The sequence below is a fragment of the Aquibaculum arenosum genome (assembly GCF_029222965.1).
In the GTDB taxonomy this organism is placed as follows: domain Bacteria; phylum Pseudomonadota; class Alphaproteobacteria; order Kiloniellales; family DSM-21159; genus Aquibaculum; species Aquibaculum arenosum.
Map to the genome: position 1 here is coordinate 18,897 of NZ_JARHUD010000009.1, position 20,677 is coordinate 39,573.

General features: G+C 65.0%; 20 protein-coding genes. 11 read left to right on the forward strand and 9 right to left on the reverse strand.

Annotated features, from left to right (window positions below; translation table 11 throughout):
• Positions 1-9: 9 nt before the first annotated feature.
• From P2G67_RS13755 to P2G67_RS13765, 3 genes are read right to left on the reverse strand one after another with little or no spacing between them, the layout of a single operon-like run.
• Positions 10-600 (reverse strand): demethoxyubiquinone hydroxylase family protein, encoded by a 591-nt coding sequence (locus P2G67_RS13755; protein WP_275823816.1) that lies wholly within the window; start codon positions 598-600, stop codon positions 10-12.
• Positions 597-1,103, reverse strand: a complete 507-nt coding sequence (locus P2G67_RS13760) for a disulfide bond formation protein B (protein ID WP_275823817.1) — start codon at positions 1,101-1,103, stop codon at positions 597-599. Before P2G67_RS13760 ends, P2G67_RS13755 begins: the two co-directional genes overlap by 4 nt.
• Positions 1,104-1,121: 18 nt before the next feature.
• Entirely contained in the window at positions 1,122-1,709 is a 588-nt protein-coding gene (locus P2G67_RS13765; RefSeq protein ID WP_275823818.1) for a YqaA family protein, read from the reverse strand.
• Positions 1,710-1,882: 173 nt separating this feature from the next.
• Here P2G67_RS13765 and P2G67_RS13770 point away from each other — a divergent pair, with 173 nt between their 5' ends.
• The 6 genes from P2G67_RS13770 to P2G67_RS13795 all read left to right on the forward strand — a co-directional run bounded on the left by P2G67_RS13770 (position 1,883) and on the right by P2G67_RS13795 (position 6,864).
• The gene (locus P2G67_RS13770) at positions 1,883-2,344 is read left to right on the forward strand and encodes a PaaI family thioesterase (protein WP_275823819.1); all 462 of its coding nucleotides are present in this window, start codon (positions 1,883-1,885) and stop codon (positions 2,342-2,344) included.
• Between the two features lie 31 nt (positions 2,345-2,375).
• The gene (locus P2G67_RS13775) at positions 2,376-3,548 is read left to right on the forward strand and encodes an isovaleryl-CoA dehydrogenase (protein ID WP_275823820.1); all 1,173 of its coding nucleotides are present in this window, start codon (positions 2,376-2,378) and stop codon (positions 3,546-3,548) included.
• Between the two features lie 69 nt (positions 3,549-3,617).
• On the forward strand, positions 3,618-4,520 hold the full coding sequence (gene ltnD, locus P2G67_RS13780) for an L-threonate dehydrogenase (protein ID WP_275823821.1): 903 nt from the start codon (positions 3,618-3,620) through the stop codon (positions 4,518-4,520).
• Between the two features lie 76 nt (positions 4,521-4,596).
• Positions 4,597-5,277 (forward strand): SDR family oxidoreductase, encoded by a 681-nt coding sequence (locus tag P2G67_RS13785; RefSeq protein WP_275823822.1) that lies wholly within the window; start codon positions 4,597-4,599, stop codon positions 5,275-5,277.
• A 25-nt stretch (positions 5,278-5,302) separates the two neighbouring features.
• Positions 5,303-6,439 carry an acyl-CoA dehydrogenase family protein gene (locus P2G67_RS13790; protein ID WP_275823823.1) on the forward strand — a complete coding sequence of 379 codons (1,137 nt, stop codon included), beginning with the start codon at positions 5,303-5,305 and terminating at the stop codon, positions 6,437-6,439.
• Between the two features lie 215 nt (positions 6,440-6,654).
• Positions 6,655-6,864 (forward strand): cold-shock protein, encoded by a 210-nt coding sequence (locus P2G67_RS13795; RefSeq protein WP_275823824.1) that lies wholly within the window; start codon positions 6,655-6,657, stop codon positions 6,862-6,864.
• Between the two features lie 81 nt (positions 6,865-6,945).
• Here P2G67_RS13795 and P2G67_RS13800 read toward each other — a convergent pair whose 3' ends face one another.
• From P2G67_RS13800 to P2G67_RS13820, 5 genes are all read right to left on the reverse strand, one after another.
• Positions 6,946-7,860: an SMP-30/gluconolactonase/LRE family protein gene (locus tag P2G67_RS13800; protein WP_275823825.1), complete on the reverse strand. Its 915-nt coding sequence runs from the start codon at positions 7,858-7,860 to the stop codon at positions 6,946-6,948.
• 27 nt (positions 7,861-7,887) lie between these two features.
• The gene (locus P2G67_RS13805) at positions 7,888-8,838 is read right to left on the reverse strand and encodes an ABC transporter permease (RefSeq protein WP_275823826.1); all 951 of its coding nucleotides are present in this window, start codon (positions 8,836-8,838) and stop codon (positions 7,888-7,890) included.
• Positions 8,835-9,782, reverse strand: a complete 948-nt coding sequence (locus P2G67_RS13810; protein WP_275823827.1) for an ABC transporter permease — start codon at positions 9,780-9,782, stop codon at positions 8,835-8,837. The genes P2G67_RS13805 and P2G67_RS13810 overlap by 4 nt, the downstream gene beginning before the upstream one ends.
• The gene (locus P2G67_RS13815; RefSeq protein WP_275823828.1) at positions 9,779-11,242 is read right to left on the reverse strand and encodes a sugar ABC transporter ATP-binding protein; all 1,464 of its coding nucleotides are present in this window, start codon (positions 11,240-11,242) and stop codon (positions 9,779-9,781) included. Before P2G67_RS13815 ends, P2G67_RS13810 begins: the two co-directional genes overlap by 4 nt.
• 73 nt (positions 11,243-11,315) lie before the next feature.
• On the reverse strand, positions 11,316-12,332 hold the full coding sequence (locus P2G67_RS13820; protein ID WP_275823829.1) for an ABC transporter substrate-binding protein: 1,017 nt from the start codon (positions 12,330-12,332) through the stop codon (positions 11,316-11,318).
• Between the two features lie 273 nt (positions 12,333-12,605).
• Here P2G67_RS13820 and P2G67_RS13825 point away from each other — a divergent pair, with 273 nt between their 5' ends.
• From P2G67_RS13825 to P2G67_RS13840, 4 genes are all read left to right on the forward strand, one after another.
• Entirely contained in the window at positions 12,606-13,901 is a 1,296-nt protein-coding gene (locus P2G67_RS13825; protein ID WP_275823830.1) for a GAF domain-containing sensor histidine kinase, read from the forward strand.
• Entirely contained in the window at positions 13,898-14,614 is a 717-nt protein-coding gene (locus P2G67_RS13830; protein ID WP_275823831.1) for a response regulator transcription factor, read from the forward strand. Before P2G67_RS13825 ends, P2G67_RS13830 begins: the two co-directional genes overlap by 4 nt.
• 143 nt (positions 14,615-14,757) lie before the next feature.
• Entirely contained in the window at positions 14,758-17,427 is a 2,670-nt protein-coding gene (locus tag P2G67_RS13835; RefSeq protein WP_275823832.1) for a S8 family peptidase, read from the forward strand.
• Positions 17,428-17,568: 141 nt separating this feature from the next.
• Complete coding sequence (locus tag P2G67_RS13840) at positions 17,569-18,213, forward strand: class II aldolase/adducin family protein (protein ID WP_275823833.1); 645 nt, start codon at positions 17,569-17,571, stop codon at positions 18,211-18,213.
• 39 nt (positions 18,214-18,252) lie between these two features.
• On the opposite strand, the gene hutH is transcribed toward P2G67_RS13840, so the two are convergent.
• Positions 18,253-19,797 (reverse strand): histidine ammonia-lyase, encoded by a 1,545-nt coding sequence (hutH, locus tag P2G67_RS13845; RefSeq protein WP_437124261.1) that lies wholly within the window; start codon positions 19,795-19,797, stop codon positions 18,253-18,255.
• A gap of 166 nt (positions 19,798-19,963) precedes the next feature.
• On the opposite strand from hutH, the gene P2G67_RS13850 reads away from it, so the two are divergent.
• Positions 19,964-20,677: a glutamine amidotransferase-related protein gene (locus P2G67_RS13850; protein ID WP_275823834.1), complete on the forward strand. Its 714-nt coding sequence runs from the start codon at positions 19,964-19,966 to the stop codon at positions 20,675-20,677.

A 20,677-nucleotide genomic window follows, 5' to 3' on the forward strand; every position in this document is an offset into this window, starting at 1 on the left:
GCCCGCGCCCTATACCCGTTTGCTCAGCCAGATCGCTGCGCGTGAGCCTGCCTTGATCAGGCCGGAGAGCACCTCGTAGCCCGGGGTCCGCTCGGCTTCGTGCTCCAGGCCGATGTCGCGGTGCTCCAGTTCCTCGGCGCGGAAGCGCTCGATGGTCTCGCGCAGCTCCGCCTCTTCCGGGGCAGTCTCCAGCTCTTGCGCCTGCTCGGCATAGTGTTCGTCGATCACCTCCTCGATGGCGACGGTGCAGGCCATGGCAGCCCGTTCGCCCATCATGGCGGTGGCGGCGCCGAGCGCGAAGCCGGCTATGTGCCAGACCGGCTGCAGCAATGTGGGACGCACGCGGCGTTCGGGCAGCAGGGTTTCGAATGTGCGCAGATGCGCCACTTCCTGCTCGTGCATGTGGCGCAGCACCGACCCGCTCTTGCCGCTGCCCAGCACTGCAAGCTGACCCTCATAGATGCGCTTGGCCCCGTACTCGCCGGCATGGTCGACGCGCAGCAGACGTTCCAGCCGCTCTTGCGGTTCCAGGTCGCCGGGTCGATAGGCGCGTCGCGGCGACTTGCTCTTTGCGGTGTCCGGGGCGTCGGGCTCGCTCATGCCGTTCTCCAGCGTCGGGCTGCTCCGCCCAAGACCAGCAGGCCGAGGGCGAGGGAGAGCAGGAAGTTGTAGCCTGCCATGGATATTCCTAGGAAGGACCAGGGCACCTCGTCGCAGCGCACCACCGGGGCGGCTTCCAGGGCGCTTCGCAGTTCATCGATGCTCAGGCCATCGAAGGCCGGGGCCGAACAGCCAGCAGGGCCGGACCACCAGCCCTGCTCGACGCCCACATGATAGCCGGCGAGCCCAGCCCCTGTCAGCAACGCGAGACCGGCCACCCCCGTCAGCAGCAGTCTCAGCCTTCCGGCGCTCAGCAATGCCAGCAGCGCGGCCAGCATGGCGCCGACGTGGGCATAGCGTTGGTCATGGCACAGCGCGCAGGGTGCAAGGTCCATGCCGTACTGGAAGAAGAGTGCGCCAAGGAGGGCGCCGCCGCTGCCCAGCAGGACGAGCGCCGGCAGCAACCGGGTCGGGGTGGCGGTGGGCTTCATATCGGAGAGCATAGGCGCTGGCGCGGCCGCTCAAAAGACATAACGCAGGGCGAGAAAGCCGCCGAACAGGAGAAGGAAGAAAAGCGCCGTCAACTGTGGCAGCCAGGCTTCGATGAAGCGGCGGATCGCCGGACCGAACCAGTAGAGCAGCGCTGCGACCAGGAAAAAGCGCCCGGCGCGGGACACGAGGGATGCCAGCGCGAAAACCCAGGGATCGAGGTTGGTGGCGCCGCTGGCGATGGTGATGACCTTGTAGGGGAAGGGCGTGAAGCCGGCGCCGGCCACGATCCAGGCGCCCCATTCATTGTAGGCGGCGGCGAAGTCCGCGAACTTGCCGGCATAGCCATAGAACTCGAGCACCGGTCTGCCCAGGGTCTCGAAGAGGCCCCAGCCGATGCCGTAGCCGAGGAAACCGCCGAGCACCGAGCCGGCGGTTGCCACCAGGGCGATCAGCCAAGCCTTCTCGCGTGCTGCCAGGATCATCGGAATGATCAGCACGTCCGGAGGGATCGGGAAAACCGAAGCCTCGATCGCGGCAATGAGGAAAAGCACGGCCAGCGCATGACGATGCGCCGACATGCGCAGTGTCCAGTCGTACAGGCGGCGAAGCGGGCTCAAACTGCGGTGTTCCCGAAGGCAGAGAAGGCTGGGCGTTCAAGTAACAGTCGCGACGAAAGGCGTCCAGCAACCCGATGGGCTGCCCTCCGAAGGAAGGCATGCCGGCAGTCTGTTGATGACCCTGGGCGCCCGCCGCGCTACGAAAGCAGGCTAGGCAAAAGGGGAGGCCGGTTGTGAGCCAGTGGACGCCGCATGATGAGGACTTCGAGCAGCGGGTGCGCGATTCGTTTGCGCGTCAGAAGATCATGGCCACGCTGGGCGCGCGCATTGCGCAGGTGGCGCCGGGCGAGGTGGCCATCGATTTGCCCTTCTCTGAGCAACTGGCCCAGCAGCATGGTTTTTTCCACGGCGGTGTGCTGTCCACCATCGCCGACTCCGCGGGCGGCTATGCGGCCTACAGCCTCTTTTCGCCGGAGGCCTCCGTGATGACGGTCGAGTTCAAGATCAACTTCCTCTCGCCGGCCGACGGCGAAGCGCTGCGCGCGCTGGGCCGCGTGATCAAGCCCGGCCGGCGCCTGACCATCTGTGACGTGGAGGTCTATGCCTCCAAAGCGGGGCGCGAGAGCCTCTGTGCCAAGATGCAGCAGACCATGATGTGCATCGAAGGCCATCCTGGCATCCATCGCGCCGGTTGAGAGCAAGGGCGCCAACCCGAAAGGAGCGAGCATGATCCCCAATCGCCTGCCAAGCCTTAACTTCGACCTGGGTGAGACTGCCGACATGCTGCGCGAAAGCGTGGCCGGCTTCGCCGCCGAGGAGATTGCGCCGCTTGCCGACGAGATCGACCGGGAAGACCGTTTCCCGCGCCACCTCTGGCCGAAGATGGGAGACCTGGGTCTGCACGGCATCACCGTAGAGGAAAACTACGGCGGCTCGGGGCTCGGCTATCTTGAGCATGTGGTGGCTGTGGAGGAGGTCAGCCGGGCCAGTGCGTCGGTGGGTCTGTCCTACGGCGCGCATTCCAACCTCTGCGTCAATCAGATCCGCCGCAACGGCACCGAGGAGCAGAAGCGCCGCTATCTGCCGAAGCTGATATCCGGCGAGCACGTCGGCTCGCTGGCCATGAGCGAACCGGGGGCCGGCTCCGACGTGGTCTCCATGAAGACCCGCGCCGAAAAGCAGGGCGACCGCTGGATCCTGAACGGCAACAAGATGTGGATCACCAATGCCAGCGAGGCGGAGACCCTCGTGGTCTATGCCAAGACCGACCCCGAGGCCGGCCCGCGCGGCATTACCGCTTTTCTGGTGGAGAAGGGCTTCAAGGGCTTCTCTATCGCCCAGAAGCTGGACAAGCTCGGCATGCGTGGCTCACCCACCTGCGAGCTGCTGTTCCAGGACTGCGAGGTGCCGGAAGAGAACGTGCTGGGTGCCGTGGGCAAGGGCGTGAACGTGCTGATGAGCGGACTGGACTATGAACGTGCTGTGCTGGCCGCCGGGCCGATCGGCATCATGCAGGCCTGCATGGATGTGGTCGTGCCCTACATTCATGAACGCAAGCAGTTCGGGCAGGCCATCGGCGAGTTCCAGTTGGTCCAGGGCAAGCTGGCGGATATGTACACGACGATGAATGCCTGCCGGGCCTATGTCTACGCGGTGGCCAAGGCCTGCGACCGCGGCGAGACAACGCGCAAGGATGCCGCCGGCACCATCCTCTATGCGGCGGAAAAAGCGACTCAGATGGCGCTCGACGCCATCCAGATTCTCGGCGGCAATGGCTACATAAATGACTATCCCACCGGCCGATTGCTGCGCGACGCCAAGCTCTACGAAATTGGTGCTGGCACCAGTGAGATCCGACGCTGGCTCATCGGCCGTGAGCTCTTTGCTGAAAGTGCATAAAGCGCGATAGGATGCGCCAAGCATCATTCATCGGACAAAAACACGCACGAGACAGAGGAGGAAGAAAGCATGGCGGAGAAGATCGAGAAGGCAGTGCTGGTTGGACTGGGCGCAATGGGGCTGGGCATGGCCCGCTGCCTGCGAAAAGCCGGCATTCCCACCACCGGCGTCGATATCGTGGCTGAACGGCTTGAGGCTTTGGGCGATCCAGTATCGAGCTCGGCTGGTGCCGCATGCGAAGGGGCTGACCTGCTGATCCTCGTGGTGGTCAATGCCAACCAGGTGGAAGACCTGCTCTTCGGCGCTGAAAACTGCGCGGCCCGCCTTGCGCCCGGCGCCACGGTCATGGTCTGCAGCACCGTGCCTCCCTCCTATTCGCAGGATCTGGGCCGGCGGCTGTCGGAGATGGGACTGCTGCATCTCGACTCGCCGATCAGCGGCGGCAATGTCCGCGCGGACGAGGGGACCATCACCATCATGGCCTCGGGCTCGCAGGCGGCCTTCGACAAGTGCGAGGCGGCCATGGAGGCGATGGCAGGCAACGTCTTCCGCTTCGGAGAAGAATCGGGCCCGGGCTCCTCGATGAAGTTGGTCAACCAGGTGCTGACCGGCGTCAATCTTTGCGCCGCCGCCGAAGCCATGTCCCTGGCGGCGAAGCTAGGGCTGGACCTGCAGCAGGTCTATGACGTGATCACCACCTCGGCGGCGAACTCCTTCATGTTTGAAAACCGCATGCCGAATGTGATTGCCGGCGACACCCATCCGCGCAGCGCGGTGGAGATCTTCGTCAAGGACCTGGGAATCGTCACCGATACGGCGCGCGAGCAGCGCTTCCCGGCACCGCTCTCGGCCGCGGCGCTGCAGCAGTATCTGGCGGCTGCGGGCATCGGACTCGGACGGTGCGACGATTCCACCGTGGCCCGCGTCTACGCCAGCCTTTCGGACGTCAAGCTGCCCGGCATGGACAATTAGACCGGAGCTCCATGACAGGCGGCAGCTAAGGGGATAGGCTCGCCGCCTGTTTCATTGGCAGGCACGAGGAGGTCTCTTGCCAAGCGTTGTCTTAACCGGAGCGAACCGAGGGATCGGCCTTGCTCTCACGCGCGGTTTCCTGGCCGAGGGCTGGCAGGTTCACGCCTGCTGCCGCCATCCCGAAAAGGCGACCAAGCTGCGTGCGCTGGAGGGTGACCTGTCCCTGCATCGGTTGGAGGTGACCGATGCGCTGCAGGTTTCTGCCCTGGCCCGCAGCCTGGCCGATCAGCCTGTCGACCTGCTGATCAACAACGCCGGAGCGCGCGGGGCACGAGGGGGCCTGGGGGCGGTCGACTACGACGACTGGGCCCGCGTCATGGCGGTGAATGTCATGGGGCCGCTGCGCATGGCCGAGCAGTTCGCCCCCTTGGTTGCGCTGAGCGAGCAGCGCCTCATTGTCAACGTCAGCTCGGTGATGGGCTCCATCGCGCGCAACAGCGGCGGCGACGATTACCTCTATCGCAGCAGCAAGGCGGCCCTGAACATGGTGACCCGCAGCCTTGCCGTCGATCTTGCAGCACAGGAGATCACGGTGGTCTCGGTGCATCCCGGCTGGGTCAGTACGGACATGGGTGGGGCGTCTGCGCCTCTGACCGCCGACAGCTCGGCTGCCGACCTGCGCCGCCTGTTCGAGCGCCTGCAGCCCGCAGACAGCGGCGGCTTTTTCGACCATGATGGGAGCGTGATCCCCTGGTGAGGGGATGCAGGCAGGGAGGGCCGCCATGTTGCTGAGCGAAGAGCAGGAGATGATCCGGGAAACGGCCCGGACCTTCGCCCACGACCGGCTCGCCCCTTTTGCCGCCGAATGGGACCGGGAAAGCCGCTTTCCGGCCGAGGCACTGCAGGAGATGGCGGCGCTGGGCTTCATGGGCATGACAGTGCCTGAAGCCTGGGACGGCGCCGGCGCCGACACCCTGTCCTACGCGGCGGCCCTGATGGAGATCGCCGCCGGTGACGGCTCCTGCTCCACCATCATGAGCGTGCACAACTCCGTCGGCTGCCTGCCGGTGCTGCGCTTCGGCAGTGAGGAACAGAAGGAACGCTTCCTCAAGCCCATGGCGCGCGGTGAAGCGCTGACCGCCTTCTGCCTGACCGAGCCCCAGGCGGGCTCGGATGCCGCGGCGATCAAGACCCGGGCACGGCGGGAGGGCAACAAATGGATCCTGAACGGGACCAAGCAGTTCATCACTTCCGGACGTAACGCCAAGTTGGCCATCGTCTTCGCGGTGACCGATCCGGAGAAGGGCCGAAAAGGCATCTCCGCCTTCATCGTTCCCACCGACAGCCCCGGCTGGAAAGTGGCCGGCGTTGAAAAGAAGCTGGGTCAGCGCGCCTCCGACACCTGTCAAATCGTCTTTGAGGATCTGGAACTCACGCCCGACTTGATGCTGGGCGAGGAGGGCGAAGGCTACCGCATCGCACTCGCCAACCTGGAGGGCGGCCGCATCGGCATTGCCGCGCAATCGGTCGGTATGGCGCGCGCCGCCTATGAGCACGCCTGCAGCTATGCGCGCGAGCGGGAAAGCTTCGGCAAGCGGATCGTCGAGCATCAGGCGGTGGGTTTCCGCCTCGCCGACATGGCCACCAAGATTCATGCAGCAGAACTGATGACACTACACGCTGCCGCACTGAAAGATGCGGGCAAGCCCTGTCTGCGCGAAGCCGCCATGGCCAAACTCCATGCCTCCGAGATTGCCGAGGAGGTCTGCTCTGCGGCCATCCAGGTCTTCGGTGGCTATGGCTATCTGGAGGACTTCCCTGTGGAGCGCATCTACCGCGATGTGCGAGTCTGCCAGATCTACGAGGGCACAAGCGATATTCAGCGCCTGATCATCGCCCGGCAGATTGCGGCGGAGTAGCCCGGCTTTTGGCGGCTTTTCCGCAAGCCCGCCGCAGGAGCCAAAAGAATTCCCTTGCGGTGGACGCTGTAGCGCCTATCTTAGCCTAGTCATTCTGCTTCTGATCTGCCGACCCGTTCTACCCTCTGGGTTCTCGATCGCGCTTTTCCCAGAGACAGTCTGATGCGCCGCTAACGGTGTTACGGCGCAGTTTAACTCGATGAACGGAGGACGGCATGCCTGTTGGTACCGTCAAGTGGTTTAACAGCACCAAGGGTTATGGTTTCATTCAGCCGGACGCCGGCGGACCGGACGTTTTCGTCCACATTTCCGCGGTTGAGCGCGCTGGCATGAGCAGCCTGGCCGAAGGTCAGAAGGTTTCCTACGAAGAGCAGGTTGATCCGCGTCGTGGTAAGTCTTCGGCGGAGAACCTCAAGGCAGCCTGAACCGGCTGACTTGGCGTAACAAGGAAAGGGCGTCCGTTTCGGGCGCCCTTTCTGATTCCGGGCCCTCAAGAAGGAATGCGATCAGGGCACCTGGGCGCCTGTCGCGGCCACGAAGACGGAATAGAGCGACTCCGTGGCGGTGATGAAGAGACGGTTGCGCCGCGGACCTCCGAAGGTGAGGTTCGCCACCAACTGGGGCACCAGAATCTTGCCCAGCAGTGTGCCGTCCGGCGCGAAGCAGTGGATACCGTCCCGGGCGCTGGACCAGAGATTGCCCTGGGTATCCAGGCGAAAGCCGTCGGGTATGCCGGCATCGATTTCCGCAAAAACCCGCCCATTGCTCAGCGTCCCGGCCTCGTCGACATCGAAGGCTCGGATATGCCGAGGCGCCCGTTCATCGTGACTGGCGGCTGAATCGGCCACGTAGAGAATGCGCTCATCGGGCGAGAAGGCGAGGCCGTTGGGCTGCCCGAAGTCGTCGCACACGACGCGGCAGGCACCGCTGGCGGGATCGATGCGGTAGACGTTGTTGCTCGCCTGCTCCGGCTCCGCCTTGTAGCCCTCATAGTCGGAGAGAATGCCGTAGGTCGGGTCGGTGAACCAGATTGAGCCGTCGGAACGCACCACCACGTCGTTTGGCGAATTGAGCCGTTTGCCGTCATAGGAATTGGCCAGCACCGTTACGCTGCCGTCGATCTCGGTGCGGGTGACCCGCCGGGTGCCGTGCTCGCAGGATACCAGCCGCCCTTGCCGGTCGCGCGTGTTGCCGTTGGTGAAGTTGGAGGGCTGGCGGAAAACCGAAACTCCCCCCTCTGGCTCCCAGCGCAGCAGTCGCTGATTGGGAATGTCGCTGAACAGCAGCTGGTTGGCATCGTTGAACCAGACCGGCCCCTCCGCCCAGCGGCAGCCACGATAGAGCTCCTCCAGGCGCGCGTTGGGCAGGACGAGGTAGCGGAAGCGCGGGTCGTGGACCTCGTATTCAGGGAAGTCGGCCATGGCTGAAAGCGTCCGTTGCGAGAGGGATCAGGGAGAGGAAGTCTGGCGTCGGCTGGCGAGCAGAATGACGGCGATGATGATCACGCCGGTCATGATCATCCGGAAGCCCGCGCCCAAGCCGTAGGTGTTGAGCATGGACACCACCAAGAACATGAAGAGCGACGCGCCCCAGATGCCCGGAACGTTCGAGTAGCCACCGGCCACCGAGGTGCCGCCAATCACCACCACGGCGATTGACATCAAGAGGTACTCGGCTCCCATGTTGAGGGCAGCGCCGCCGGAGAAACTGGCGAGGAGATAGCCGGCGACCGACGCCAGCACGGCGCAGATCACGTAGGTCAGCGCGCGCGCCCCGTCGACGGGGATGCCGGCCATGCGCGCCGCCGCCATGCTCTGGCCGATCGCAGTGATCCAGCGGCCGTAGAGGCTGCGTTCCAGCAGCACCCAGGCGCCGAGGGTGATGAGCAGCGCCACCAATGCAACGTTGGGAATGCCAAGCGGGCTGGAGGTGGCGAACTCCGCCAATGCCGGCGGCGGCTTCACGCGCAGGCCGCGATTGGTCCAGATTGCGGTCGACTGCACCAGAAAACTCATGCAGAGCGTGGCGATGATCGGCGGGATGCGCAGCAGCTTGATCAGCGCGTAGTTTGCGCTGCCCACCGCGATTCCGATGCCAATGGCGATCAGCAGGCCGGGCAGGATCATGGTGTTGTCGACCGCCATGACCTTTAGGGCAACGGTCCCGGCGAGAGTCATGGTGGCGGGCACGGAGAGATCGATGTTGCCTGGCCCAAGCGTGATCACCAACATCTGACCGGTGCCCACGATCACCGCAAAGGAGGCGAAGGTGAAGGCCGCATGGGTGAGGCCAATGGCGCTGGAGCCTCCGGTGACGGAAACGGTGAGGATCCAGACCAGAATCGCGGCCAGGTAGGCCCAAATCCAAGGCTTCTGCAGCAGCTTTGCGGCGTGCGTCATGCCCGACCCTCCTGGCGTTCCAATCGGTTAAGGAACAGCCTGAGCGCCAGCACGATGATGAGGATGGCTCCCTGGGCGCCGATCTGCCAGTCGGGCGAGATCCGCATGAAGGAGAGGAAGGAGGCGGCAAGCGTGAGCGTCAGGGCGCCGATCACTGCCCCGACCGGGGAAACGCGTCCGCCCACGAACTCGCCGCCGCCCAGAATGACCCCGGCGATGGAGAGCAGCGTGTAGCGGAGCGCGATGTTGGCGTCGGCGGAAGTGGTGAGGCCCACCAGGGCTATTCCTGCCGCAACTGCAAAGGTTCCTGCCAGAGCATAGGCGGCCGTCTTGGCCCAGAGCACTGACCAGCCGGCCCGCTCCACCGAACGCTCATTGCCGCCGACACCGCGGATCAGCACGCCCAGCGAGGAGCGGGTGACGATCAGGTGCGCGATCAGCGCGATGATCACGCTGGCCACAATGGCCATGGGGACCAGGGGCGGCTTGGTGGTCATCAGTGAGCGTGCCCAGTCCGGTGGCGATCCCCCCGGGGCCGGCAGCAGCAGCACGGCCAGGCCTGTCCACACGAAGCTCATGCCCAAAGTCACGACAATGGAGGGCAGGTTGCGAAGGTGGATCACCGCACCAATGGCCGCATAGGCCGCAATGGCGGCGAGCAGGATGAGCACCCCGATCAGGGGCGTGCTTTGCAGGAAGGTGGCGCTGACGCAGGCAGCGAAGCTGACGAAGGCGCCGATCGATAGGTCGAGATTGTTCACCGCCAGGATGAACATCTGGGCCAGGGTCGCCAGCGCGATGGGCACGGCGAGATTGAACAGCAGGTTCAGGCCCATGTAGCTCATGGCCCTCGGCTGCAGCCAGAACACAGCGGCCAGCAGGGCGGTCAGCGCCAACGTGGGCACCACAAGGCGCATTGCGTCGACGGAGGGTCTCAGGCTCATGCCGCCTCTCCCTGGAATGAGGCGGCAAGAATGTTGGCCTCGTTGATCTCCTCGCCCACCAGTTCGGCGACAATTTCGCCCTCACGGAAGACGTAGACCCGGTCGCAGAGGCAGACCTCTTCGGTTTCCGTGGAGTACCAGACAAAGGTGCGCTCGCCGGCGGCCTCCTCGCGCAGGATCTGATAGACCTCGCGCTTGGTGCCCACGTCCACGCCGCGCATGGGATCGTCCATCAGGACAACCGGCGCTCGCGTGGCAAGGGCACGGGCAAAAAGCACCTTCTGCTGATTGCCGCCGGAGAGCGAGAGGATGGGGTTGTTCATGTCCTGGGTGCGGATCTCGATGCGCCGCTTCCAGCCGTCTCCCTTGTCGGCCACTGCGGAGTCGTTCACCAGGCCGCGGCGCGTCAGATCGCCCAGCGAGGCGACGGCGAAATTTTCCAGGATGCTCCAGAGGTGGAAGATGCCGTTGACCCGCCGGTCGCCGGCAACGAAGGCAACGGCCGGGTCGCGCAGTGGCAGCCAGTCACCGCTGCGCTGGCGGTAAAGCTCCAACAGCATTTCGGTCTGACCATGGCCGCTGAGCCCTGTCAGCCCGACCAATTCACCGCGATGGGCGCGAAACGGGAGGCCGCGCCCGCGCTGCTCCAGCAGCACCGGCGCTGAGGAGAGGTCTCGCCTGGCTTGGGCTGCGTTCTCGGGCTTTGCGACACTGCCCATGGCTTCGAACAGGCTGTCGGCGGTGAAGCCCCCGGCCGGTCGCTCGGCAACAACGTTGCCGTCCTTCATCACCACCACGCGGTCGGAGGTGGAGAGAATCTCGTGCAGGATATGGGATATGAAAATGACCGAGCCGCCGGCATCCACGAAGCGGCGCACCTGCGCCAGCAACTGCCCGGCCAGGGTGGCATCGAGGGATGAGGTGGGCTCGTCCAGGATGACCAGCCGCGGCGGCGCGCCGGCGTCGGAAAATGCCATGGCGATCTCCGCCATCTGACGCTGGGCGATCGACAGGCTGCCCACCGTGGCGCGGCTGTCGATGCCGTGGCCCGGAAATATCTCATCGAGGCTTCGCTCGATGATGCGCCGCGCCGTGCTGCGCCAACCAAGCCCGCGACCGCTCCCGAGCTCGCGGTGGACGATCCGCGTGTTCTCGATGACCGTGAGATTGGGGCAGAGCGAGAGCTCCTGAAAGACGCAGCGCACGCCGAGCGCGTGGGCGGCCTTGATGCCGTAGCGCTCCACCGGCGCGCCTTCGGCCCGCAGCGTGCCCTCATCGGGTGTGAGCGCACCGTTGATCACGTTGACGATGGTGGACTTGCCGGCGCCGTTGTGCCCGACAAGCCCCACGCATTCGCCGGGACGGATGTGCAGGGTGGCGCCGTCCAGCGCTTTCACGGCGCCGAAGCGCAGGCGAGCCTGCTCCACTTCGATCAGGGGCGGGGCTGTGTCCGGGGTCATGCGCTGCCTTGTCGTGCGAAAGGCCCGCACGGCCCGTGGCAGGCCGTGCGGGCGCAAGCAATGTACCGATGCGTTACTGGGCTTCGGCGATCACGTCCTGAGCGTCTTCGAGGGTATACTCGACGTTTGCCACGCCGCCTTCCTGGGTGTTGGCCAGGTTTTCCTCGAGGTTGTCCTGATCGATGCGCAGGAAGGGCACGGTCAGGTCCTTCGGCACCTCGGCGCCGTCGAGCACCTGCTGAGCCACCCAGAAGGCCAGTGTGGAGACGCCCGGAGCAATGGAGACCGACATGGTCTCGTAGCCGTTGGCGTCCTTCTGCTCTTTCCACCAGGTCAACTCGTCGTGGCGGTTGCCCATGACAATAATCGGCATCTCACGGTCGGTGGCGGCGAAGGCCTGTGCGGCGCCGTAACCGTCACCGCCCTGGGTCACCACGCCGACGATCTCGGGCAGGCTCGGCAGAATGCCGGCGACCGCGCGCTGAGAGACGTCCTGGGCCCAGTCGCCATGCACAGAGCCGGCGATCTCGAACTGCGGGTGTTCCTCCACACCGGCATGGATGCCGGCGGAGATCTCGTCATCGACGAACACTCCGGCCAGGCCGCGGATTTCCAGCAGGTTGCCACCATCGGGCAGCCGTTCCGCCAGATAGGCGATCTGATCGGATCCCATCTGGTGGAAATCGACCGCGATCCGCCAGGCGCAGGGCTCGGTGACGACGCCGTCGAAGGACACGACAACGATGCCGGCATCGCAGGCTTCCCGTACCGCGCCGTTGAGGCCGGTGGGCGAGGCGGCATTGATCACGATGGCATCGTAGCCCTGCAGGATCAGGTTCTGAATCTGTGCCGCCTGCTCGGTCACCTGGTTCTCAGCCGTGGTGAAAGCATCGGCAGCGGCGACGATGCCGTTCTCGACAGCCGGCCCGGTCACCGTTTCCCAGCTGGTCAGCATGGCCTGGCGCCAGGAGTTGCCGGCGTAGTTGTTCGACAGCGCGATGCTCTTGTCCGATGTATCCGCCTGCGCGGACAGGGGCATGGCCAAGCACAAACCGGCTGCGCCGGCCAGCAGCAAACTTTGTCTCTTCATCTCTCGCTTTTCCTCCCTGGGTGGCCCGCCTGACGCGTGCGCGAGACTCGTCGTCGCGGCGCCAAGGGGGTAGGCGAGGGCGCCGGCACCTGCGATTGCAGCCCGTCCCCTCATTGGCAGGCAGGATGGAATAGGCTATCGGGCCTGTACAGGCGCATAACGGCAAAGACGCTGCGCCTTTTGGCGCAAACCTTGCGGGATCTCGCAAGACGGACCGGCGGGCAACAGCGCTTACTGTCGGTCTCAAGCATCCGTGGGAGAGGAACCTTTGCAATGAAGGCGCTTGCCGGCCGGGCGGCCGGGGCGGGACAGAAGCAGGACAGCAGGGTGCACCGCAGATCGCGTGTGGCGCCTGCAGTCCTGATCGATCACTATCTCGAAATCTCCCGCCTGTTGGCCGGGCAGTTGGATTTCGGCGCCGCGATCCATGCCGTCTCCGCCGAGGTGGCGCACATACTGCCGCACGACCACCTGGATGTCTGCCTGATGACACCGGAAGGCGCGTGCCACACCGCCTATGAATCGGGCATCCGCACCCTCTGGAGCGAGATGCAGGCCGAGCCCGTCACAAACAGTCCCATCCGCATGCTCTTGTGGGGCGAAGTCGACCACCTGCTAACCGACGACGCCTGCGTCGACCCGCGCTTCCATTTTCCCGGCGCCCTGACGCGACCGATCCTAGAGAACGCGCTGCGCAGCCGGGTTCATGTGCCGATGAAGGTTCAGGGCGAGATCATCGGCGCCTTGTCCTGCTCGTCGCGGGAAGCGGGCCTCTACGGCATGGAGGAGGTGGCCTACGCCCGTGCCGTGGCCGATATGCTGTCGCCCTATTTCTTTGCGTTGCAGGCCGCCGAGCGGGCTCAGCGCTCCGCCATCGTCGAGGCAGAGGTGCGCGCGCGTGAAGAGGGCCTGCGCCTAGGGGCGCTGAAGTTAACAGAAGCTCTGGAGCAGGAGCGCCAGCGCATCGGCATGGACCTGCACGATCAGACCCTGGCCGATCTGACGCGCCTCACTCGGCGGGTCGAAAGCCTCTCGCGCACGGGCGACATCACCGCCGAAGCGTTGGAGCCGCTCAGCCGCAGTTTGCAGGACTGCATGCAGGACCTGCGCAACATCATCGAACAGGCGCGGCCGTCGGTGCTGCAGCTTTTCGGTCTGGGGCAGGCGGTGGAGAACCACCTGGAGCGCTCGGTGCGCGACAGCGGCCTCGCCGTCACCTGGGAGGTGTCGGACGAGACCGACGGCGCCTGCGACACGCTGGATCCGTCGGTCAGCATCGCGCTCTTTCGCATCGCGCAGGAGGCGATCAACAACGCTGTGCGGCATGCCGCACCGGCGCATATTCATGTGCGGCTCTTGCTGCGCCCAGATGGCCTGACACTGGACATCCTGGACAACGGCGAGGGTGCCGGGGCGCAGCAGCGCCGTCAGGGCGGCGGCATCGACAACATGATGACGCGCGCTCGGCTGATTTCCGCGCGCTTTTCCCTCTCGTCCGGGTCGGGCGGCAAGGGCACCCAGGTGCGCGTGGTCCTGCCGCCAGCTGCCGTGCGGGGAGGGGCGTCGTGAAGATACTCATCGTCGAGGACGATCCTCTGCACCGTGCTTACCTGCACGAGGCCGTTCGGGCGGCGCTGCCGGAATGCGACAGCGTGACCGAAGCCGAGCATGGCACGCAGGGCGAAGAACTGGCGCGCCAGTACGGCTTCGAGAACATCGTGCTCGACCTGCAAATGGCGGTGCGCAACGGCATCGAGGCGGCGCGCACCATCTGGAAAGAGCGGCCCGAGACCCGCATCCTCTTCTGGTCCAACTATTCGGACGAGGCCTATGTCCGCGGTGTTTCGCGCATCGTGCCGGACGGCGCCGCCTATGGCTATGTGCTGAAGTCCGCTTCCGACGAGCGGCTCAAGCTGGCGCTGCGCTCGATCTTCATTGAGAGCCAATGCGTGATCGACCGTGAGGTGCGCGGTTTGCAGCAGAGGAGTCTGGGGCAGGCGCGCGGCTTCACCGATGCCGAGTATGAGATTCTGGTGGACATCGCACTGGGCCTGACCGACCGGGCGATCGCGCGCCGCCGCCACCTCTCCCTGCGCAGCGTACAGAACCGCCTGCAGCAGCTCTACGACAAGCTGGAGGTCTATCACCTCCCCGGCCAGGAAGAGGGCCGCTTCAACCTCCGCAGCCGCGCCGTCACGGTGGCCATGCTGCGCAAGCTGCTGAACTACAGCGCACTGGAGAAGGCCGAGAGCGAGCTGCAGGAGTGGCTCGGGCGGGGGTAGGCCCAACCGATATCAGCAGGCGAGTGTCACCAGCGGACGTTGTGTAGCCTATGAGTTGCCAAGCTAGAACAGCCATACGTAAGATTCGATTCGCCTGAGCGCGTATCGTAGTTTGCGCCAGTTTGTCTATCGGGGGGTGACTGATGGGATCGGGAAAGTGCGCGCTGTTCCTTACGGCGGCCGTGGCGTTGTGCCTGTCTGGCACGGCGGAAGGTCTGCTTGGAGAGCAAGCACAGGCGCAAGACGCAATCTATGGTCCGGGGCAGCAATACGCCAACAACGGCTATCTCATCGACGAGGCCTACACGCTGGTCGACGATGACTTCCTGGCCTTGATGGAACAGGAGATGCGCCAGACGCCGGAGGCGGTTGCGGGCATCGCGGCGCGCGCGAAGGAACTGCGCCCCTATCTCGAAATGACCATCGATCAGATCGCCGTGGACGTGGCGGGGCCGGGCGCTCTGGCAGGCGGGGGTGCGGCAGTGTCGAACACGGCACTCGTCGCCGGCGGTCTGGCTGTGGCTGCGGGAGCAGGCGCCATTGCCATCGCTGGCGGAGGCGGCGGTTCGAGCGGCGGTTCCGGTGGAGACGATGATGACGGGGACGAGCCAGAGGAGCCACCGGAACCTATTCCCGATCCGCCTGCCTATTATGAAACGCCCGAGTACAACGCTGCCGACGGCGGCTATGGGGGGCATGCGCTCGTGCGCGCGTCTTCCGCCTACGCCCGTGGTTTCACGGGCGAGGGTGTGGTCGTTGCGGTGGTGGATACAGGGCTGGACCTGAACCATCCGGAGTTCGCAGCAAAAATCATCGCCCCGCACAACGCTTTCCCGGATGTCGACGAGGTGGAAGACCTGAACGGGCACGGAACCCATGTTTCGGGCATCATAGGTGCGCGCCGGGATGAGCGGGGCATGCACGGTCTGGCATACGATGCGCGGATAATGCCTATCGTTGCCTTCGACGCAGATGGCAGCGGAGCAGACCTTGGTCCAACCGCTTGGCGTTATGCATTGGAGCAGGGCGCACATATCGTTAATAACAGTTGGGGGTATCCGCAAGAATTTATAAATGTATTGAATGCGCGATCAGAATGGGAATCGATGATCCCGGATGAAATTGAGGTTGCACATCAGTTAGTGGAAGCAGGTATTATTTCTGTGTCTGCAACGGGCAATGAAAGTCTTTCCGAACCGAGCATCCCTGCGGCACTGCCACTGCATTTCCCAGAGTTGAAAGGTTATTGGGTGGCGGTTGGTTCGGCCGAGCAAGTGGGCGAAGACATCGTGCTTGCAAGCTACTCGAACGCCTGCGGCCAGGCTGCGGAATGGTGCCTCGTGGCGCCGGGCAGCAATATTTACTCCACAATCCCGAGCGATGTGCCGGGCGAAGCAACCTACGGCAACATGAGCGGCACCTCCATGGCCACGCCTTACGTCTCCGGCGCCGTGGCCATTCTCAAGCAGGCTTTTCCCTACCTCGAGGCGCCGGACATACTCGAGATACTCTTTGAGTCCGCCACGGACCTCGGCGATCCTGCGCTCTACGGTCATGGCCTGCTGAATCTGGAAAGGGCGACCCAACCCCTGGGTGAGGTTGCCGTGCCGACTTCGAACAGCATCAATGGCGGCAGCATCAGCCTCGATGCCACGGCGCTGCATGCCTCGCCGGCTTTTGGCGATGGCATTGCCGTGGCGCTGCAGGATGAGGCCGTGCTGGGGCTCGATGCCTACAACCGCGGCTTTGAGTTCGACATGGACCAGCTGACCACGGGCAAGCCGAAGGAGACGGCCCGTGATGCCCTGCATCGCCTGAAGCTCTTCGGCGGCGTGGAGGAGCGTTCGGTTCGCACGATCGAGCAGGGACCCTTCTCCATTACCTCGGCCACGCGCTTGAATGCATCGGACCCGGGCTTAGGTTCGAGCCCCTATTCGCGCATGTCCTTTGGCTTCTCCAGTGGCAGCAGCGAGATCGAATTCTCGCTCAATCCCCACGTCGGGCGCAGCTTCGGCCTGCGCGAAGAGGGCTTCGCTGGCGTGCCCATGGTGGAAGGCGAGGCCTTCGATCAGCCTCATCTGGGTCTGATGCAGTCGGGTTACGGTTCCACCGTCGGCTTTGCAGTTGGCCAGAACTCCGCTTTCCGCCTGGGCGTCTTCACCGGCGAGATCGATAATGATCGGGTTTCGGTCTATGAATCACCGCCGAGCGTTACCGGCGCAATCGGTGAGTTCAAAACCAGCTTCACCGACAGCGGGTCCGTGTCGATTGCCTTGGGCGCGCTATCGGAGAAGGGCTCCCTACTGGGCACGGTCTCGAAGGGCGCCTTCGGTGAGCAGACTCGCTCGGACACCCTCTTCGCCAATCTTGGCGCCAGCTTCGATATCACACGCACGGCCAAGTTGACCTTCAGCGGCTCTTTGGGTCAGACCTCCTTCACCCAGGATGGCATGGTCGAAGGCGGCAGCGGGATCATCACCAGTTCCTTCGGTGTCGGACTGTCGCAGCGGGAACTCTTCGCCGATGACGATGCCTTCAGCATCGCCGTGTCCCAGCCGCTGCGCGTGGAAAGCGGACGGGTGGATCTCAATGTGCCGAGCAGCCGCAACATGGACGGGAGCATTGGCTATCGCCGCTTGCGGCTGAACCCCCAGCCGAGCGGGCGGGAGATCAACTTGCAGGCGGCCTACGGCTTCACGCCCTTCGAAGGGGCTCGGGCATCGGTCGGTGCGATGCACCGTCTGCAGCCGGGCCACGTGGCCGGCCGTTCTGCGGACACAATCGGCTTGGCGACCCTGTCCTTTTCCTTCTGAGGTCGGGTCGTGGGTGACTTCAGGCGACGGCTGTTTTCGAGTAGCCTGTAGCCCAAGCACGGTAAGAGGGCGGTAGGTGCAAGCAGGTCTTGTACCTGCCGCCCTGCTTGCCGTGGCCTGCCACTGCCTGGAAGAGCAACAATGGAAGAGCGCGACCAGCGTCAGGCCCTGATCGAGACCTGCCTCGCGATGAACGCCAGCGGCCTCAACCAGGGGACCTCCGGCAACCTCTCCCTGCGCTGGGGCGAGGGTCTGCTGATCACGCCCAGCGGCCTGCCTTACGAGCGCCTGCAGCCGGAAGACATCGTGTTCCTGCGGTTTGACGGCAGCCACGAGGGCCGCCACCGCCCCTCGAGCGAGTGGCGCTTTCATCGCGATATCCTGCGCGCACGCCCCGAGATCAACGCGGTGGTTCACACCCACTCGCCCTATGCCACCATGCTGGCGATCCAAGGCCGCGAGATCCCTGCCATTCACTACATGATCGCCGCGGCCGGCGGCCCGACCATCCGTTGCGCACCCTATGCGACCTTCGGCACCGAAACCCTGTCGCAGCACGCCCTCGCGGCCCTCGACGGACGCCTGGCTTGTCTGCTCGCCAACCACGGCATGATCGCGCTCGGCCCGAGCCTGGAGCGGGCGCTCTGGCTCGCCGGTGAGGTGGAACTGCTGGCACGGCAGTATGTCGGTACCCTGCAGATCGGCGGCCCGACGATCCTTCCCGACGCGGAGATCGAGAGGGTGATGGAGCGCTTCAAGTCCTACGGCCCGCGAGAGTCGTCCTGACTCAGATGAACTGCGCTCTTCGCTGAGTGTGCAGTTCGGTCAGCGCGCGACAAAAGGATCAGCCGTTTCGCTCTGCCACAACAGTTCGAAGAAGCGGCCCCCTTCGACCAGGGCCCACACCGCTTCGATGTCCGGCGTGAGGGGGCGGTCTTCGCGGAGCATGGGGACCTGCTTGCGGATCAGTGCGTGGGCCTCATCCAGGCGTGGGGATGTGGTCAGGGGCGCGCGCAGGTCGAGGCCCTGGGCGGCGGAGAGTAGTTCCACGGCAAGCACGCGCCCGGCGTCCTGAGACAGTGGGCCGAGGCGGCGTGCGCCGTGGGTGGCCATGGAGACGTGGTCTTCCTGATTGGCCGAGGTGGGCAGGCTGTCGATGCTCGCAGGGTGCGCACGCAGCTTCACCTCGCTGGCCAGCGCAGCGGCGGTCACCTGCGCGATCATGAAGCCGGAGTTGAGGCCGGGTTCCGCCACCAAGAAGGGCGGCAGGTTGCTGAAACTGGCGTCGGTCAGCAGGGCAATGCGCCGTTCCGCGAGTGACACTGTTTCCGCCAGCGCGATGGCGATGATATCGGCGGCCATGGCCACTGGCTCGGCGTGGAAGTTGCCGCCGGAGAGAATCTCGCCGCTATCGGGAAAGACCAGCGGGTTGTCCGATACGGCATTGGCCTCGCGGGACAGCATGGCGGCCGCCTGGCCCAGGAGGTCCCAGGCCGCGCCCATGACCTGCGGCTGGCAGCGCAGGGAGTAGGGATCCTGCACTCGGTCGCACTCCAGGTGCGAGCCGCGGATGGCGCTGCCGGCGAGCAATTCGCGCAGCCAGCCCGCCACGGCGATCTGTCCGGGCTGCCCGCGAATGGCATGGATGCGCGCATCGAAGGGGGTGTCGCTGCCAAGGGCGGCATCGGTGCTCATGGCGCCGCCGACGATGGCCGCGGCAAAGACGTCGAGCCCGCGGAAGAGGCCATCCAGCGCGAGCGCGCAGGAGACCTGGCTGCCGTTGAGCAGGGCCAGTCCTTCCTTTGCCGCAAGCTCAAGCGGCTCCAAGCCAAGCTCTGCCAGGGCCTCAAACGCTGGCAAACGCCGGCCGCGCAGCAGCAGTTCGCCTTCGCCCATCAAGGGTGCCGCCAGAGCCGCCAGGGGAGCGAGGTCACCGGAGGCGCCGACCGAACCCTGAGCCGGGATCACCGGCAGGGCGTCGGCGTTCAGCAGCGCGAGCAGTCGGTCCACGGTCTCCAGTCGCACGCCGGAATGACCGCGGGCCAGGGAGCCCAGCTTCAGGAGCAGAATGAGGCGCACGACGCGCTCCGGCAGCGGGTCGCCGACGCCGGCCTGATGCGAGCGCACGAGGCGGCGCTGCAGCTCTGCCACCTGTTCGCGCGGAATGGACTCACGGGCGAGACTGCCGAAGCCTGTGGAGATGCCGTAGACGCGGCGGCCTTCGGCGACGATTTGTGCCACCGTGTCCGCCGCAGCTGAGATGCCCGGGTGTGCCGCCGGGTCCAGCTCAACCGGACGTGCGCGGCGCCAGAAGGCATGGAGGTCGGCTAAGGAGAGTGTACCGGGACGTAGCAGAAATGTCTCTTCGATCACGGCGCGGGCCTCCTTGGCAACTTGTCTATACAAGCTGTAACACCCCTGCTCGCAGGGTGGAAGAGCCATGCATCAGCTGCGGTTCCGGTTGCGCGACCGCCTATTGTGCCGAGCGGCTGCTTGCGGCAGCTTCTCGGCAGTGAGCGGATTGTGAGAGGCGGCGATGAGCGAGAAGGTTCTGTTAGTCCGGCACATGCCAAACGAGCGCGAGGATCGCGTGACCCAGGAATTGCGCGAACGCGGCTTTGCCCTGGACACCTGCTATGTCGCCGAGGGACAGCCGCTCCCTGATCCGTCGCGCTACGCGGCGACGGTGATCTACGGTGGTGTGCAGATGGTTGAGCAGGCAGAACACCTCTCGTATCTGCGAGACGAACTGGCCTGGATCGAGGGCTGGCTGCAGCAGGACAAGCCATTTCTCGGCATCTGCCTCGGCAGCCAGCTTCTGGCGCACACGCTGGGCGCCTCGGTGGGGCCGCATCCGGATGGCCTAAGTGAGATCGGTTTCTATCCCATTGCCCCGACAGCGGCCGGTCGTGACCTAATCCCGCCGGATCTGATGGTCTATCATTGGCACCTGCAGGGTTTTGCCGCACCGGACACGGCCGAGTTGCTTGCCACCGGCCAGCACTTCGAAAACCAGGCCTTCCGCTATGGCCGGGCTTTCGGATTGCAGTTCCACCCTGAGATCACCGAGGAGATCCAGGCCGGGTGGCTGCGCGAGGCGGCGCATATGCTGGACAATCCCGGGGCCCATGCCCGTGAGCGGCAGCTTGCGGATCGCGACGTGCATCTGGAGCCGCTGGGTGACTGGCTTTCCGCGTTTCTCGACCGCTGGCTGGCAGATGCACCGGCGTTGACCGAACCGGTGGCGTGA